We start from the raw sequence: 15,572 nt of genomic DNA on the forward strand, positions 1-15,572 counted from the left end.
CTATTTTGGAACTCGGAAAATACATTCGAAGGATATTTTTATAAATGATGGGAGGCGGAAAATGCGTAGTGTAGTTGCTTCGGATATCATTGCTGTCAGTAAATTTAACCGCTTTCATTTACTTGTTTTTCTTTGGTGTTTTTATGCCATCGCTTTCGACGGGTATGAAATAGCGATGTATGGTGTGGGTTTGCCTTGGATGATGGAAGAGTGGGGGTTAACTTCCATACAGGCAGGGGCAGTCGGCAGTTATTCCTTATTCGGCATGATGATTGGCGCCCTGATTTTAGCACCGATTGCAGATAAATATGGCCGGAAGAATGTTCTCGTCATTTGTATGATTTTGTTCAGCGTATTTACCTTGGGGGCAGGGATAGCACCTAACCTCACATGGTTCACAGTCATGCGTTTCATTGCGGCAATTGGCATGGGAGCCTTGATGCCGAATGTTATATCGCTAATGACTGAATATTCCCCAAAACAAAATCGGGCCATCATTGTAGCTGCGATGTATTGTGGCTATTCAATCGGTGGAATCCTGGCATCATTAGTGGGAATGTATATCATTCCTTATACGGATTGGCGTGTTTTATACTTTATTGGAATTTTGCCATTACTTACACTTCCAATATTCATGAAGCAGTTTCCTGAATCCCTTTCCTACTATCTAGCAAAGAAGGAAATTGGTAAGGTTGTTGAAATCCTCAATAAAGTCAAACCAGAAGGGGATTTTAAAGAAACAGACGATTTCAGGCTTAGTGAAGCTGAACAGAGGGGGAAAGGATCACCAGTAAAAAAACTATTCACGAACAAACGGGCATTCAGTACGGTTTCCATATGGTTGGCTGTGTTCTGTACATTGATGATGGCTTACGGATTAAATACATGGCTTCCAAAAATGATGCAGGATTCCGGATTCAGTATCACCTCAAGCCTTTCATTTAACCTGGTTTTATGCCTTGGTCAAATTGGAGGTTCCTTAGTAGGCGGTTATTATGCTGGAAAAATGGGCCATCGTAAAGTTCTTGTTACACTATTCTTATTAGGGGCCGTTACCTTTGTCGCATTGAGCGCTACGACTAATACCTTCGGAGTATATTTACTGATTTTTATGGGGGGTGCCTGTACTGTGGGTGCCATGAACTTAGCCAATCCGTACATCACGGAATATTACCCCCGTGAAATCCGTACGACGGGTATGGGCTATTCACAAGCAATAGGCAGGATTGGCTCAATTATCGCTCCTACTTTAATTGCCTTTCTTCTGTCAACAGGCATGAATCCAAAGGTGGCTTTTGCTACATTTGCCCTGCCAAGTATCATCGCTGCCATCGGTTATATTCTTGTCCAAGAAAAACATGGATCTTTTGACAGGGTAGTCAAGGAGGATAATGAAGAGGTAGAATCAGAGAAGACTGTAACTATCTAAAGAAATGATTCACAATTCAAAAAACGATCCCCTAAGTTGCTTAACTTTGCAACAAGGGGATCTGCTATCAATGTTCCTAGCGGCTGCTCTTGAAAATATTAAACTCGGATTGATAAGTAATTGCAGGAAACATACAAGCATTTATGAAATTTCAATAAAGTTAGTAGAACGATGTACTAATGTTGGGCATTAGGTTAGGGGGAAAAATATTGAGTTCAGAATTAAAGGCAATAATAGAAGATCGCACACCGGAACTGTTAACGGACAGATCAAAAAAAGGAAAACAGAAAACTGTTCGATGGTTTATCCTATTTCTAATTGCTTTAGTCACTTGTATAAATTACATCGACCGTGCCATCATTTCGCTTGCTGCTCCGAATATTCAAGCCGATTTACAAATAGACCCGGCTTTAATGGGAATCATATTTTCTGTATTTGGCTGGAGTTATACGTTCTCCATGCTTTTTAGCGGCTACTTTCTTGATAGATTTGGTCCTAGAAAGGTATACACGGTTTCCCTCATTTTTTGGTCTGTATTTACATTTATGGTAGGAACCGCGAAAAGTATATCGTCCCTGATTACATATCGCATAGGACTGGGTGCCTTTGAATCTCCCTCCATACCTACTAATGCCTGGTGTGTATCCGAGTGGTTTCCTAAAAAAGAACGTGCTACTGCGGTAGGGATTTATACGGGTACTCAATATATTGGATTAGCCTTCCTGACTCCAGTATTTACTTGGATCATCATTACCTTTGGCTGGAATTACCTGTTTTATATAGCCGGAATTATAGGGATTCTTATTGGATTGGTTTGGTATGGATTCTATCGGAATCCAAGGGAACATAAGCGTATTTCTCAGCAGGAGCTAAACTATATCAAAGAAGGCGGAGGGATGATCGGTACCGAAGAGAAGCATCCTTTTTCCTGGAAACGGATTGGCCAACTGCTTAAACACCGTCAAATTTGGGGAATGTTCATCGGGCAATTTTCCATTCAAACTACTTTGTTTTTCTTTATGACTTGGTTTCCATCCTATTTGATTGATGAAAAGGGAATGACGATGTTAAAAACCGGAATTTATGCAAGTATCCCATACATAGTAGCGATATTAGGAACTCTGATTGGCGGCCGATGTTCCGATTGGATGATAATACGCGGGTTATCAACCGGAATGGCACGGAAACTGCCCATTATTGTCGGATTGTTACTTTCTTGTTTGATTCTCGGGGGAAATTATACGGATTCACCAAACATAGTCATCACCTTTATGGCAATAGCCTTCTTCGGACAGGGGATGGCATCAACGGTTACCGGTGCCCTTTTAGCTGATATTGCTCCGAAAGGAATGGTAGGACTAACGGGTTCTTCACTATATTTTGTAGCTAACATAGGCGGGGCATTATCTCCATTAATCGTCGGTATAATCATTAGTGCGACACATTCATATGCAGCAGCGCTAACCTTCATATCCGTAGTGGCCCTAATTGGCGCTTTTGCTTATATCTTTCTTCTCGGAAAAGTCCAGCGTATTGAAATCACTGAATGATAAAATAAAAAGGAGAAAGGCGGAATTACATTGAAATTGAGTTTATGCACAACAGGATTTAAAGAATGGGACATAGAGGAAATAATAAATTGGCTCCTTCCGTTGCAAGCGGATGTTAAAGGACTTGAATTATGGAATAAACATATAGAACGATTTCAGGAGAAGCATGGACCACTGGACAAATTAGCCAAATTACTTGAAACCAATGATTTACAAATACCTTCCATTAGTGGATATACGACTTTTTCGAAACTTTGGAACCAAAAAGAACATCAAAACGAAATCAATCAAGCAAGAAAATTGTTAGATATGGCTCATCAATTAAACTGCCCATTAATACGGACGTTCGCAGGACATATAGCATCAAGGAATGCCTCACCAGAGCAATGGTCGGAAACTGCAACCGAATTAAATAAATTAGGGCAAATGGCAGATCTCTATGGAGTGGATGTAGCAATAGAAATTCACTATGACTCCTTTGCAGATAACCTCGAAGCCATTCATAAGCTTTTAGAAGATATCGACCATCCACGGATAAAAATGATTTTCGATGGTGCTAACTTATACGTTGATCAATTGAATCCGAAAGAGGTATTGGAATCCATTTTCCCCCATGTCAGCCATGTACATTTAAAAAATTATCACTACAATCATAAAGAGCGTTATAAAAACAAACCAGCACCCATTTTTAGTGGGGATGTTGACAATATTCGCTTACTCGAAGAATTGAGAAAGCGAAATTATACAGGTTTTGTTTCTCTGGAATATTTCGGTCAGGAAGGAATGCCTAACTTGCTTGCCTCATTAGAACAATGGAAACAACAACTGACATATTGATTCTTTTGGGTATTTTAGATGTAGATCAATGGTGGGAATTCAACTTTTATTTAAATGATTTTAAGCATACTCTTTTCTCTAAATGAGCAGGAAACCCCATCATGGCAGTCGAACATCAATTAGTAACAGAGCGGTCTAATTAAGAGAAGCTGAATAGGAGGGTGAATATGCAGAATCATGAGCTGGAACAAATCATAAAAAATGCGGACAGGGCAATAAATAATGAGGATTTCGATCATTTAATGGAGTTCTATTCAGAGGATGCAACTTTAGTTGTCAAACCTGGAACATTTGCAAAAGGGAAAGAAGAAATTCGTCGGGCATTCATTGCTATCGCTGACTACTTTAACCATAGTTTAATCGTCAATCAAGATAAGATGGCAATAATCGAAACGGGTGATACGGCATTGGTTGTGGCAAAAGCCCAGCTAAGTGCCAATCAAAAGGAAGATTCCGAATTCTCTATGGAAAGAACCGCGACATATGTATTTAAAAAGGATTCCACGGGTACCTGGCGCTGCATAATCGACAACTCTTATGGTGCTGAAATAATTGAAGAATTGAAGTAATTGGTGAAAGCTGCCTTATATGGTGGCTTTTTATTTTTTCAAGACTCAGCTGGCTACAACAAAAACATTAATTTACGACAAAACAAGAAGACGAAATCTTTAAGATATCGTCGTCTCATATACTAGGGTTATAATTTTCACTATGTTCATTCGTCGCTTATTTTAAAGCTGATAAACTTCTGCTCCATCATTTCATGCATCGCATATTTGACGCCTTCCCGGCCAACGCCGCTGTCCTTCCAACCACCATACGGCATATTATCAATTCGGTAAGTTGGGATATCATTGATGACGACCCCACCTGTTTCCAAGCGTTCTGCCGCATAAAAAGCTCGTTCTATACTCGGTGTCATCACTCCTGAGTTCAATCCGTAACGCGAATCATTTGCATCAGTGATGGCATCATCCAGCGTATCGAATGGGAAAATGCAGACAATCGGACCAAATACTTCGAAACGAAATACCTTTGAGTCACGATTTACATTGGTTAAGACGGTAGGCAATAGTACATTGCCTTCCACTGTACCGCCGCACTCAATTTTTGCTCCTTCCTGTACTGCCTCGTCAATCCAACTTTGTAGCCGTTCCAATGATTTTTTTGAAATAACCGCTGTAATATTTGTATTTTCCTCCAGGGGGGAACCGATGACAAGCTGTTTTGTTGCACTGACGAATCGATCTAAAAATTGTTGGTATAGCGATTTGTGGACATAAATTCGTTGAATCGAGATGCACACCTGCCCATTATTCGTAAATGAACCCATCACACTTCGGTGAATAATTTTATCGATGTCGACTCCTTCATCAATGATGAAGGGCGAATTGGATCCGAGTTCAAGGGTAAGCTTGCGGAAGCCTGCCTGCTGCTGGATAAGGTGTCCGACCTCTACACTGCCTGTGAATGTCACTTTTTTTACATGTGGATGGGTCGTCAACGCTTCACTTAATACATCCCCTTTGCCCGGTATGATGTTCAATACTCCATCGGGCAACCCTGCTTCTTTAAAAATATCGGCAAGAACCAGTGCACTCAACGGGGTTTGTTCCGCAGGTTTTAACACAATCGAATTTCCTGCCGCGATAGCTGGACCAACTTTATGGGCGACCAGATTAAATGGAAAATTAAATGGGGTAATCGCGGTAACGACGCCAATAGGGGTGCGAACCGTGAATCCAAAACGGTTTACCCCACCGACTGCCGCATCCATCGGTATTTGTTCTCCATAATTGTTTTTTGACGCTTCTGCAGCAAAACGATAGGTCTCAACCGTACGATTCATTTCTTCACGAGCATTTCGAATCGTTTTCGCCGCCTCTAGAGAAATGATTTTCGCAAGTTCTTCACTGCGTTCTTCCATGATTGTGGCAGCTTTAAATAAAATTTCCGCTCGTGCATGAGCCGGGTAGGATCGGTATTTCTGAAAAGCTGCATTTGCCTCAACAATCGCTTCAATGGCATCCGCTGGTTCAGCCTGTCCGATTTGTGCAATTTCTTCGTTTGAATGGGGATTATATAATGGCTCATATGATTTTGCCTCCCGCCATTTACCACCAATCCACAATTGCCACTTTTTCTTCATCTGAAATCCCTCCAATAATATCTGCCTTTATAGTTTACAAATATAATCACCTAGTGTTTTCGAGAGCTTTACATTTTCCGAATAATCGACATCCACATCAATCAAGACAATTTCCTGACTCGAAATCGCTTCTTCTAATGCATGAAGCAATTCATCGGAGTGGGTTACTTTCACTCCTTTAACACCAAAACTTTTAGCGAAGCTTAAAAAGTCTGGGTCTGTAAATTCAATCGCATTCGTACGATCAAATTTATTCAATTGCTTCCACTCAATTAGGCCGTATTTTGAATCATGGAAAATGACTATCACGAAGGCAAGACCTAGACGTTTTGCAGTTGCCAATTCAACCCCATTCATCAGAAATCCGCCATCCCCTGTAACCGCAATGACAGGTTTATCAGGTTTTGCCAGTTTGGCTGCAATTGCGCCAGGAATGGCAATTCCCATCGATGCAAAGCCATTAGAAATGATAGTGTGATTAGGCATTTCCGGCTGATACATCCGAGCCATCCATAATTTATGGGCTCCCACATCCGAAATGACAATGGCATTGCCCTTTTCCGCCCTTTTCAAATCGGCGATAATTCGCTGAGGGATGATAGGACTTCCTGATACATCATCCGAAGAATGAAATTTTTCTATGATTTGAGACCTTAACCTTTTCACTTCAGGCCAAAGCTCCTTTTCTACTACACCAGTGGACAAGGCTTCAAGTCCCTCCGAAACGTTCCCGACCAATTCAGCTTGAACGGGGTAATAAGCATCAATCTCAGCCGGACGAGCATCAATATGAATAATCGGATTCATTGCCTCATCGTTCCAATACTTTGGCAAATACTCGACGAAATCATAGCCGACGGTGATAATAAGATCGGCCAAATCAAACCCGCATAGAACATAATCCCTTGCTTGCATCCCTACTGTAAAAAGGGTCAATGGATGGTTGGAAGGTAAAACTCCTTTGGCCATGAACGAATTCACAACGGGAATTTGCTTCTCTTCTGCAAATTTCCGTAAGGACTCGGCAGCTCCATCGCGGACTACTCCATTACCAGCTAGAATTATAGGCTTTTTTGCGCGATTTATTAATTCGACGGCTTTTTTGATTTCTTCCTCTGCAGGGCGGGATCGAGGCATTGGTGTAACCGGAAGAGGTTCACCTTCTGTATCCATCATCGCCACATCTTCGGGGAGTTCGATATGAACAGCTCCCGGCTTTTCTATGACTGCAGTCTTAAATGCTTTACGGATAATTTCCGGAATCGTATGCGGCACCTTAATTTGTTGATTCCATTTCGTTACTTCATTAAAAACCCCAATAATGTCCACATATTGATGCGACTCCTTATGAATTCGATCAAGGCCCGCCTGACCTGTAATCGCGACAACAGGGGAATAATCCAGATAAGCACTTCCTATCCCTGTCAATAAATTAGTTGCACCCGGTCCCAATGTGCCCAAACAGACGCCAGGCTTTCCAGTCAGCCGGCCATAAATGTCTGCCATAAAAGCTGCAGCCTGTTCATGATGAACCAAGATAAATTTAATATCAGAACTTATTAGAGAATCAATAAGATCCGTATTTTCCTCACCAGGGATTCCAAAAATATACTGAACCCCTTCATTCTCTAAACATCTTACGAACAAATCAGATGCCTTCAAATTATTCCCTCCTCAACCATTTCAATTTCTTTCCCTATATGTTGGCTTTGCCTACTAGAAATTATGTACTTGCGTATTGTTAAAACCATTTCGAACATTTGCAACTCTATATAAAGAAATTCAGGTTTTAGTAAATTAACCTCAATAGTCATAACTTGGAGAAGTAAAATGGAAATCGCAAGTCGTTTATTTATCATCTCATTTATTACTGTTGCTCTTGTTGTAATGGCAATTATCCCTTTCAAAAAATACTTTTACGATTTCGGGGGCTTTTTCCTGTTAACCCCTTGTCAATCCAGTGTTCTTCCAATTTTCTTTTCAGTCTTTTTTAGCAAAACTTTATTTTAACTCGAACAGTGGTATGCTGGTTGATGGGGTGGATTTCACCAGAAGATATTTTGGTTGTACAGAGATTGTGAAGTTAAAATAAACATTTCTGATACAAACCCCGATTTCGTGAAAAAAAACATTTCCGCAGTTTGATAAAAAGTGCTTAAGCATGGTATAAGTGTAAAGGAAGCAGGGACATTCTGCTTTTTAATTTTGGGATAAGGGGTTGGCCTGGTACCCATAATGAAAGGATTGGAATTTGAATATGAAAGATAATTTTTGGCGTGATTTACCACGACCTTTTTTTATACTGGCACCAATGGAAGATGTGACGGATGTAGTTTTTCGCCATGTAGTGAGTGAAGCAGGCAGACCTGATGTGTTTTTTACAGAGTTTACAAACACGGAGAGTTATTGTCACCCAGAGGGCATCCATAGTGTACGTGGGCGTTTGACTTTTACAGAGGATGAACAACCGATTGTAGCCCATATATGGGGGGATAAGCCTGAATACTTTCGGCAAATGAGTATTGGTATGGCGAAACTAGGCTATCGGGGTGTGGATATCAATATGGGCTGTCCTGTACCTAATGTGACACAGAATGGGAAGGGAAGTGGCCTTATTCGTCGTCCAGAAGTTGCAGCAGATTTAATACAAGCAGCAAAAGCAGGAGGATTGCCCGTAAGTGTAAAGACAAGGCTTGGTTTCACGGATGTAGACGAATGGCACGACTGGCTAACACACATATTGAAACAAGACATTGTTAATCTTTCCATTCATCTGCGTACAAAAAAGGAAATGAGCAAAGTAGATGCTCATTGGGAACTAATCCCGGAGATTAAGAAACTTCGTGACCAGGTGGCACCAGATACACTCTTGACGATCAATGGGGATATCCCTGACCGTCAAACTGGCTTAAAGCTCGCTCATCAATATGGTATTGATGGGATTATGATTGGGCGTGGTATCTTCAATAATCCATTTGCCTTTGAAAAGCAGCCGAAAGATCATAGTAGTAATGAATTGCTTGATCTGTTAAGGTTGCATCTGGATCTCCATGATAAATATTCAAAATTAGAGCTACGTCCGTTCAAGGCTCTTCATCGCTTTTTTAAGATATATGTCCGAGGGTTTCGAGGGGCAAGTGAATTAAGAAATCAATTAATGAGCACAGAGTCAACAGATGAAGTGCGTGCATTGCTCGATAACTTTGGGTCAAAGAATCTTGATGGAATGGGGGAACAGTAGAAGTGTCCCCATTCAAGGTAAAAGCGAAGTAGGATGTTAAACTGGTGTGCCCCAAAAAGTTAGAGTTCATACTAAGCAGTTAATTGGCTAATGTGAAGGCGGTATTGAACAGGACTCATTCCCGCCAATTTTTGTTTTATTTGTTTGTTATTATAGTAATCTATGTTAGGTTATGAATTTGCAAATACGCAAATGGGGAAGACGATTATTTTCTTCAATATTTTAGATAAATTATCAGCCTACAAGTAAAAAACACAGATAAAATGGCGTCTTAAATGAAATATTGCTAACGGAATCAGGTGATACTGGTTCCGTTAGTTTTTTTGTGAAATCACCAACACCACTTGTGTTCTCAATTACAGTCCACGTACGTGGAGGTGTAGTGAAAATAAAAAACCCTACCTTTCATCTCAATTAATATAAATAAACATTGTGGTTGAATTATTGGACTTAATGGAATCTTTTTTTGAAAAAGTACTGTATAAAAGATAGTTTAAAAAATTGACAGGGAAGGGGTTGTGGGTTCAAATCCCTCACAGGTCATCAACTGCCAAAGGCTCAAATCCTTGATATAACAGGGGTTTGGGCCTTTTTTATTTTGTCTTACTGGATGCGATTAGATCAACTATAGTGATTTGCTCACATTTTGCTAACGGGACTTCTTAAGGGCGTTGTGGAAAATATCAGCCACTTCATCATCTAATTTAGGATTAGGTTAATTTAAAAATATGCTCCCTCTTGCATGACCATGATGCCGTAATCATTGGCCCAAATTAAAGGTTTGATCGGGATGTCGGTGATTAGCTATGGTTCATCACACTGTTTGTTTAGCAAGTTCAAAACAGGACATTGGTCGGAAGGGAAATATAAAATCTGAGGGGAAATGGTAAGGTAGTTCGGATGTACAAAAAAAGAGGGAGATGGAGCTATGAAGAAATTACTTACTGGTTTGGTAGTATTAGCAATGGCCCTTGGGATATCTTTTTCCACTGCTTCAGCATCAGCTGGAGGGTTTCACCATCCCGAAAGCTGGGATAAAAACTCTATTTTGCGGAAGGACTCTCATGGGGTGGAGATCAGAAATATGCAGTATATCCTAAATGTCATGGGTTTTTATACGGATTCAGCAGTGGTTGACGTTGATGGAATTTTTGGACCAAAAACCGAAGCGGGTGTAAAGAAATATCAAAAAGAAAACAACTTGAAAGTGGATGGTGTGGTTGGCCCACGGACGTGGGATAGCTTCTCGCAATATATTAAGAAGTATGGTAATGAAACATATGGAGCAGGCGGAAACATGGGACTAAGAATTAAATGGAAGTACGACAATTCTTCCTATACATCCGGCTCTAAAGCCTATATTTACGGTAATGGGGATACATTAAGCGACCAATATCGCTTGTATGCGAATTAAGATACAGGAAGGACCAATGAATTTCCCCTTCATATGAAAAACGTGCCTATAAATGGGCACGTTTTTATTTTTGGCCTTCACGAGTTGATTTTTATGTTCTACCTATGATCCATAACTTTCTTATCATAAAGTAATTGAAGTGAATCTTGGATGGTTTGAAAAGAATCAAATCAAAGAAGGAGATTATGTAAAGTTTGATTGAATTCATATCACCTCAGCTCTAGTTCTTAGAGGCGAGGTGATATCTGGTTTTGGCGCAAGTTTTTGCGGATTGTGATCCCCGCATATTCAATATAAAGTGGTTAGCCATCCGATACATCGACGCTTTTTTACATCTCGAAATTTTAAAAACCAAATATAAATTATGCAATATTGAATTTTTTATTCTGATACGCATGATGATATTGCCAACTTTACTAATGATTGGCCGTTATAATAGTATTTTGTTAATTTGGAATAAGAATTGCATATTGAATAAATAGAAAATTCAAAAAATAGAAGGAGGACAAGAGAAATGTATATTTCCAAATAACGAGGTTATTTTTTGTATAAACTGGTCTGACCGGTCTGATATCTAAAGCAATGGAGTTGAACTTAAAGATGACAATTGTAAGTGAAACTGTTCAAAAATTTTTATGTGATTTTATTCTTAAGAATAATCTTATGAGTGGTGACCAGCTTCCGTCTGAAAGAGAATTGGCAAAACTATTAGAAGTAAGCAGATCTTCTGTAAGAGAGGCATTGCAATCACTTTCTGAAAAAGAAATTATTGAAAAAAAAATAGGAAAGGGGGTGTATGTAAAGAAAAGTTTACATCTCAATGACAAGGCATTTTCAAGCACGTTCGAAATATCTGTCAATATCGATAATTCTCTAGACTTATTAGAACTTCGCAAAGTAATTGAAGCTGAAATCGCTTATTTGGCTGCAAAAAGGATAAAACCGAGTGAAATCCATATTCTTGAACAATCGCTGGTCGACTTAGAAGTGTGTATTAAAATGGAAACTTCTATTATCGTTCCCGATCTTGTATTTCATAGAACGCTTGCACGATCGACAAACAACCAAGTGATTATTGATATGTACAATAATATTTCGGAATTTTTCAAAAAAGTAAGGATTGAAATGGCAACTTATGATGATACAAAAAATGCACTTTATTACCATCAACAGATCTTGAAGGCGGTGAAAAAAGGAGATTCAGATAGAAGTTCTAAATTAATGAAAGAACATATTGAAGATGTGAAAAGCCATTATATCAAAATGGTAGAGGAGTATAAGAGCGTCCAAAACACTCACACCTGATACCAATAATAGGGGGAAATAAATTGAGAGCTAAAACCATCGTTAATTCAGGTTTAATTCAAGAAGAGGCAAATTTTAAGAGAGTTCTAACCCTCCCTTCCCTTGTATTTTACGGCCTTGCTTATTTAATACCTACGACAATTTTTGATATGTATGGAATTGTATCGAATATAACTCACGGAATGTTTTCCTTAACTCACGCGTTAACAGCATTAGCAATACTGTTCACAGCATTTAGTTATGGAAGCATGGTTGCCGCTTTCCCGGTTTCAGGTTCTGCATACACGTATGCCCAACAAGCTATAAATCCATATATTGGTTTTTTAACAGGTTGGACTGTTATGATGGATTATCTTCTTGTACCTATGCTGTCTTACGTTATTGCTGCTAATTATATGAATGCGATTTTCCCTGAAATACCTAATTGGATATGGATCCTCGGATTAACTGTCCTTGTGACAACGATTAGCTACGTTGGCATTAATGTTACCGCCAAAGTAAATAATATAATTGTTTTGGTTCAGCTCTCCATTATAGCTATTGTAACGATTTTTTTAATTAAATTTATTGCCCAAGGAGGAGGAATGGGATCCTTTTTCTCATGGGATGTATTTGTAAACTCTAGTGAGTTTGCTAAACCAGAAGTAGGATGGGGAGTCATTTTTACTGGTGCATCTATACTGGTACTATCATATTTTGGATTTGATGCTGTAACAATGGTAGCGGAAGAAGCTATCAATCCGAGAGTTAATGTTCCAAGAGCGGTATTAATAATTTGTGCGGGTGCAGGGCTTTTATTTACAACCGTATCTTACTTAATGCTATTAGCCTGGCCTGCAGGCTGGAGTGAATTCACGGATGTAAATACGGGAGCACTTGAATTATTTAAAAAAATTGGATTAGGTATACTCGCTGTTATCTATCCTTTCTTCACCTTAATTGGAGCCATAGCGGGCCCTTTAGCTGCACAAACCTCTTGTTCCCGTATGCTGTGCAAAATGGGTGGAGACAGAATTATACCAAAGTTTTTTGGCTACATTCACCCTAAAAAAGCTACTCCAACAAATAGTATTTTATTTATTGGGTCTCTTAGTTTAACTGCTTTGTTTCTTGATGTAAAAACAGTCATTTCTTTAGTAAACTTCGGAGCACTGTTTGGCTGTACCTTCGTAAATATATCCGTTATATTCTATTATTTTATTAAGCAGAAAAAACGTAAAGGCATAAATGTTGTACGCTATTTGTTATTCCCTTCTATTGGAGCAATGATCACGCTATTCTTTTTATACAAATTGGATATGTATGCAAAGACTGCAGGTTTGATTTGGTTGACAGTTGGAGTTATTTACCTAGGACTCAATACAAATTTCTTCAAAAAACTTCCACCGGAATTAAATATGAATGAAATGAAAGGATGATACTTTAATGACACAATCATATTGGTTAGCAAATGTATTGCTTGAAAGCGCTTTCCTTCGTAAGGATGGAATGGTTACAAAAACAATAACGGAACACTGTCATATCCTAGTTGAAGAAGGAAAATTCACTAAAATAATCCCAGCTCATGAGAATTTACCCGTTGAGTTGCCAGTTCAGGATACGGGCGGACTGCTTATGCTTCCTGGTTTTCAGGATATGCATATTCACCTGGACAAAACATACTATGGAGGTAAATGGAAAGCATGTACCCCATTTGTGGATGTATTTGGCCGAATGAAAGAAGAAGAAGACATGCTTCCGTCTCTTCTTCCTGTTGCGGAAGAAAGGGCGAAGAAGATTTTGGAGCTGCTTTTACAGAATGGAGTAACCCACATAAGAGCTCAGTGTAATGTTGACCCCATAATTGGGTTGAAAAACATGGAAGCAGTTTTACAGGCATTACAATCATACGATGGACAGCTTTCTTACGAGTTAGTTGCTTTTCCTCAGCACGGACTCTTGCGAAGTAATTCCGTTCCACTTGTAAGAGAAGCATTGAGAATGGGAGCAACTGCTGCAGGGGGATTGGATCCGGCCATAGTAGATGAAAATATTGAAGCTTCATTACATGCACTCATAGAACTTGCAGTTGAAGCGGATGCAGATATAGATTTGCATTTACATGAACCTGGTCACCTGGGAATTTATACGATGAAACGATTGGCTAAACTTACAGAAGAAGCAGGCTGGCAGGGAAGAGTTACAATTGGACATGCGTTTGGACTCGGGGATGTTCCAGTTGAAGTGGCAGCCGATGCGGCGGAAACTTTAGCTCATGCGGGTATTTCAATTGCTTCTACTGTACCTATCGATATTCCCACAATTCCAATCCCATTGCTTCATGAAAAGGGTATAAATGTCTCGCTTGTAAATGACAGCATAACAGATCATTGGGACCCATTTGGCACTGGGGACGTGCTTTACAAAGCTAGTCTGATGGCTGAACGTTTCGCTTGGATTGATGAGTGGTCTTTAGGACGAGCTCTTGGTTTTATTACTGGCGGGAAAACACCTCTTAATTCAGAGGGGGAGCGAGTTTGGCCGACTATTGGTGATAAAGCGGATGCTGTTTTTGTGGAAGCTAGTTGTTCAGCTGAAGCAGTCGCAAGACGTGCAAGGCGCCTTGCGGTTATGCACAAAGGGAAAATTGTTTCAGGTTCTTTCAATAATTGAAGTATTTGATGAAAGCTGCCGTATATGGTGGCTTTTATTTTTTAATTAAACGGCTTGACATTATACCCCTATAGGTATAATATGGACTCACAAGTAAGATTGCATAAATTCACGAGTAAAATGACCAAACTCACGAGTAAAACGTGTAAACTCACGAGTAAAATGCGCAAATTCACGAGTAAAATGCCTAAATTCACGAGTAAACGCGATTTAACTAGCTATGGGCTTATAATCATTATCGTGAGAATGTTGATTAAGAGGTTTTGCATATTCATTATGTCTATTTGAAGCGTTAATTCGGAAGTGAACTTGGGGCTTCGCTTCATAATCGGAAAGTAATTGCATTTGTAAATAGATGGGGGGGCAGAGTATGGAGTATGATAAAAGTGTCATTAATCGCTTGAAGCGGATTGAAGGACAAATCAAGGGTGTACTTGGAATGATGGAGCAGGGAAAGGATTGCAGAGAAATCGTCACGCAATTGTCGGCTGCACGTAATGCCATCGATAGGACCATGGGTGTTATCGTAAGTGAAAATCTTGAGCAATGCGTTCGGGAAAACGTTGTGAAAGGCGAAGGCACTGATCATCTAGTCAAGGAAGCGGTTAATTTACTGATAAAAAGCAGGTAATAGAATTTGACCTGACCTTTAGAAAAAGGAGTGTTATTCATGTCTTATATTTTACAAGTGGATTTTAAAATGGAAGGACCATTTGGCAACGAAATGGTAAAAGAATTTACTGATTTAGCAAAAAGCATTAATGATGAAGAAGGCTTGATCTGGAAGATTTGGACCGAAGACAATGAGGCAAAGGAAGCTGGTGGCATTTATCTGTTTGAAACGAAGGAATCTGCATGTAAGTACTTGACTATGCACACAGCTCGGTTAAAAGGGTTTGGTATCGTGAAGGTTAATGGAAAAATATTCGAAGTGAATGAAGTTTTGACTTCAATCAATCATGGGCCAATTAAATAAAGAAAAACCTATTCCATTC

14 protein-coding genes are annotated in these 15,572 nt (G+C 39.5%); 11 read left to right on the forward strand and 3 right to left on the reverse strand.

Annotated features, from left to right (window positions below):
* Positions 1–61: 61 nt before the first annotated feature.
* The 4 genes from AC3ISB_RS10695 to AC3ISB_RS10710 all read left to right on the forward strand — a co-directional run bounded on the left by AC3ISB_RS10695 (position 62) and on the right by AC3ISB_RS10710 (position 4,385).
* Positions 62–1,429: an MFS transporter gene (locus tag AC3ISB_RS10695; RefSeq protein WP_489276343.1), complete on the forward strand. Its 1,368-nt coding sequence runs from the start codon at positions 62–64 to the stop codon at positions 1,427–1,429.
* A 209-nt stretch (positions 1,430–1,638) separates the two neighbouring features.
* Positions 1,639–2,979 carry an MFS transporter gene (locus AC3ISB_RS10700; RefSeq protein WP_220126987.1) on the forward strand — a complete coding sequence of 447 codons (1,341 nt, stop codon included), beginning with the start codon at positions 1,639–1,641 and terminating at the stop codon, positions 2,977–2,979.
* Between the two features lie 30 nt (positions 2,980–3,009).
* A complete protein-coding gene (locus tag AC3ISB_RS10705; protein ID WP_489276345.1) occupies positions 3,010–3,816 on the forward strand; it encodes a sugar phosphate isomerase/epimerase family protein in 807 nt (268 codons plus the stop codon).
* Positions 3,817–3,983: 167 nt separating this feature from the next.
* Positions 3,984–4,385: a YybH family protein gene (locus AC3ISB_RS10710; RefSeq protein WP_489276347.1), complete on the forward strand. Its 402-nt coding sequence runs from the start codon at positions 3,984–3,986 to the stop codon at positions 4,383–4,385.
* A gap of 146 nt (positions 4,386–4,531) precedes the next feature.
* Here the strand turns inward: AC3ISB_RS10710 and AC3ISB_RS10715 are convergent, their stop codons facing one another.
* Together AC3ISB_RS10715 and AC3ISB_RS10720 are read right to left on the reverse strand one after the other, a co-directional pair.
* Positions 4,532–5,965, reverse strand: a complete 1,434-nt coding sequence (locus AC3ISB_RS10715; RefSeq protein ID WP_489276348.1) for an aldehyde dehydrogenase family protein — start codon at positions 5,963–5,965, stop codon at positions 4,532–4,534.
* A 27-nt stretch (positions 5,966–5,992) separates the two neighbouring features.
* The gene (locus AC3ISB_RS10720; RefSeq protein WP_144528372.1) at positions 5,993–7,627 is read right to left on the reverse strand and encodes an acetolactate synthase large subunit; all 1,635 of its coding nucleotides are present in this window, start codon (positions 7,625–7,627) and stop codon (positions 5,993–5,995) included.
* 595 nt (positions 7,628–8,222) lie between these two features.
* Between AC3ISB_RS10720 and AC3ISB_RS10725 the strand changes: the two genes are divergently transcribed.
* The gene (locus tag AC3ISB_RS10725) at positions 8,223–9,206 is read left to right on the forward strand and encodes a tRNA dihydrouridine synthase (protein WP_214795545.1); all 984 of its coding nucleotides are present in this window, start codon (positions 8,223–8,225) and stop codon (positions 9,204–9,206) included.
* A 71-nt stretch (positions 9,207–9,277) separates the two neighbouring features.
* Here AC3ISB_RS10725 and AC3ISB_RS10730 read toward each other — a convergent pair whose 3' ends face one another.
* The gene (locus AC3ISB_RS10730) at positions 9,278–9,370 is read right to left on the reverse strand and encodes an IS3 family transposase (protein WP_141993363.1); all 93 of its coding nucleotides are present in this window, start codon (positions 9,368–9,370) and stop codon (positions 9,278–9,280) included.
* A gap of 764 nt (positions 9,371–10,134) precedes the next feature.
* On the opposite strand from AC3ISB_RS10730, the gene AC3ISB_RS10735 reads away from it, so the two are divergent.
* The 6 genes from AC3ISB_RS10735 (at position 10,135) to AC3ISB_RS10760 (ending at position 15,553) form a co-directional block, all read left to right on the forward strand.
* Complete coding sequence (locus AC3ISB_RS10735) at positions 10,135–10,620, forward strand: peptidoglycan-binding domain-containing protein (RefSeq protein WP_260288855.1); 486 nt, start codon at positions 10,135–10,137, stop codon at positions 10,618–10,620.
* Between the two features lie 600 nt (positions 10,621–11,220).
* Positions 11,221–11,925, forward strand: a complete 705-nt coding sequence (locus tag AC3ISB_RS10740; RefSeq protein ID WP_098373114.1) for a FadR/GntR family transcriptional regulator — start codon at positions 11,221–11,223, stop codon at positions 11,923–11,925.
* A 23-nt stretch (positions 11,926–11,948) separates the two neighbouring features.
* A complete protein-coding gene (locus AC3ISB_RS10745) occupies positions 11,949–13,343 on the forward strand; it encodes an APC family permease (protein WP_489276351.1) in 1,395 nt (464 codons plus the stop codon).
* A gap of 7 nt (positions 13,344–13,350) precedes the next feature.
* Positions 13,351–14,577, forward strand: coding sequence for an amidohydrolase (locus tag AC3ISB_RS10750; RefSeq protein ID WP_489276353.1), 1,227 nt, complete (start codon positions 13,351–13,353; stop codon positions 14,575–14,577).
* A 370-nt stretch (positions 14,578–14,947) separates the two neighbouring features.
* Positions 14,948–15,208: a metal-sensitive transcriptional regulator gene (locus tag AC3ISB_RS10755; protein WP_098373111.1), complete on the forward strand. Its 261-nt coding sequence runs from the start codon at positions 14,948–14,950 to the stop codon at positions 15,206–15,208.
* Between the two features lie 39 nt (positions 15,209–15,247).
* The gene (locus tag AC3ISB_RS10760) at positions 15,248–15,553 is read left to right on the forward strand and encodes a monooxygenase (RefSeq protein WP_141993329.1); all 306 of its coding nucleotides are present in this window, start codon (positions 15,248–15,250) and stop codon (positions 15,551–15,553) included.
* Positions 15,554–15,572: the final 19 nt, after the last annotated feature.

The organism is Peribacillus sp. GL_122 (assembly GCF_057835005.1).

What these genes read in the sequence shown, in the direction of transcription:
- AC3ISB_RS10695 (WP_489276343.1), top strand. Translation starts at nt 62, where the DNA reads ATGCGTAGTGTAGTTGCTTCGGATATCATTGCTGTCAGTAAATTTAAC.
- AC3ISB_RS10710 (WP_489276347.1), top strand. Translation starts at nt 3,984, where the DNA reads ATGCAGAATCATGAGCTGGAACAAATCATAAAAAATGCGGACAGGGCA.
- AC3ISB_RS10715 (WP_489276348.1), bottom strand. Translation starts at nt 5,965, where the DNA reads ATGAAGAAAAAGTGGCAATTGTGGATTGGTGGTAAATGGCGGGAGGCA.
- AC3ISB_RS10725 (WP_214795545.1), top strand. Translation starts at nt 8,223, where the DNA reads ATGAAAGATAATTTTTGGCGTGATTTACCACGACCTTTTTTTATACTG.
- AC3ISB_RS10735 (WP_260288855.1), top strand. Translation starts at nt 10,135, where the DNA reads ATGAAGAAATTACTTACTGGTTTGGTAGTATTAGCAATGGCCCTTGGG.
- AC3ISB_RS10740 (WP_098373114.1), top strand. Translation starts at nt 11,221, where the DNA reads ATGACAATTGTAAGTGAAACTGTTCAAAAATTTTTATGTGATTTTATT.
- AC3ISB_RS10750 (WP_489276353.1), top strand. Translation starts at nt 13,351, where the DNA reads ATGACACAATCATATTGGTTAGCAAATGTATTGCTTGAAAGCGCTTTC.
- AC3ISB_RS10755 (WP_098373111.1), top strand. Translation starts at nt 14,948, where the DNA reads ATGGAGTATGATAAAAGTGTCATTAATCGCTTGAAGCGGATTGAAGGA.
- AC3ISB_RS10760 (WP_141993329.1), top strand. Translation starts at nt 15,248, where the DNA reads ATGTCTTATATTTTACAAGTGGATTTTAAAATGGAAGGACCATTTGGC.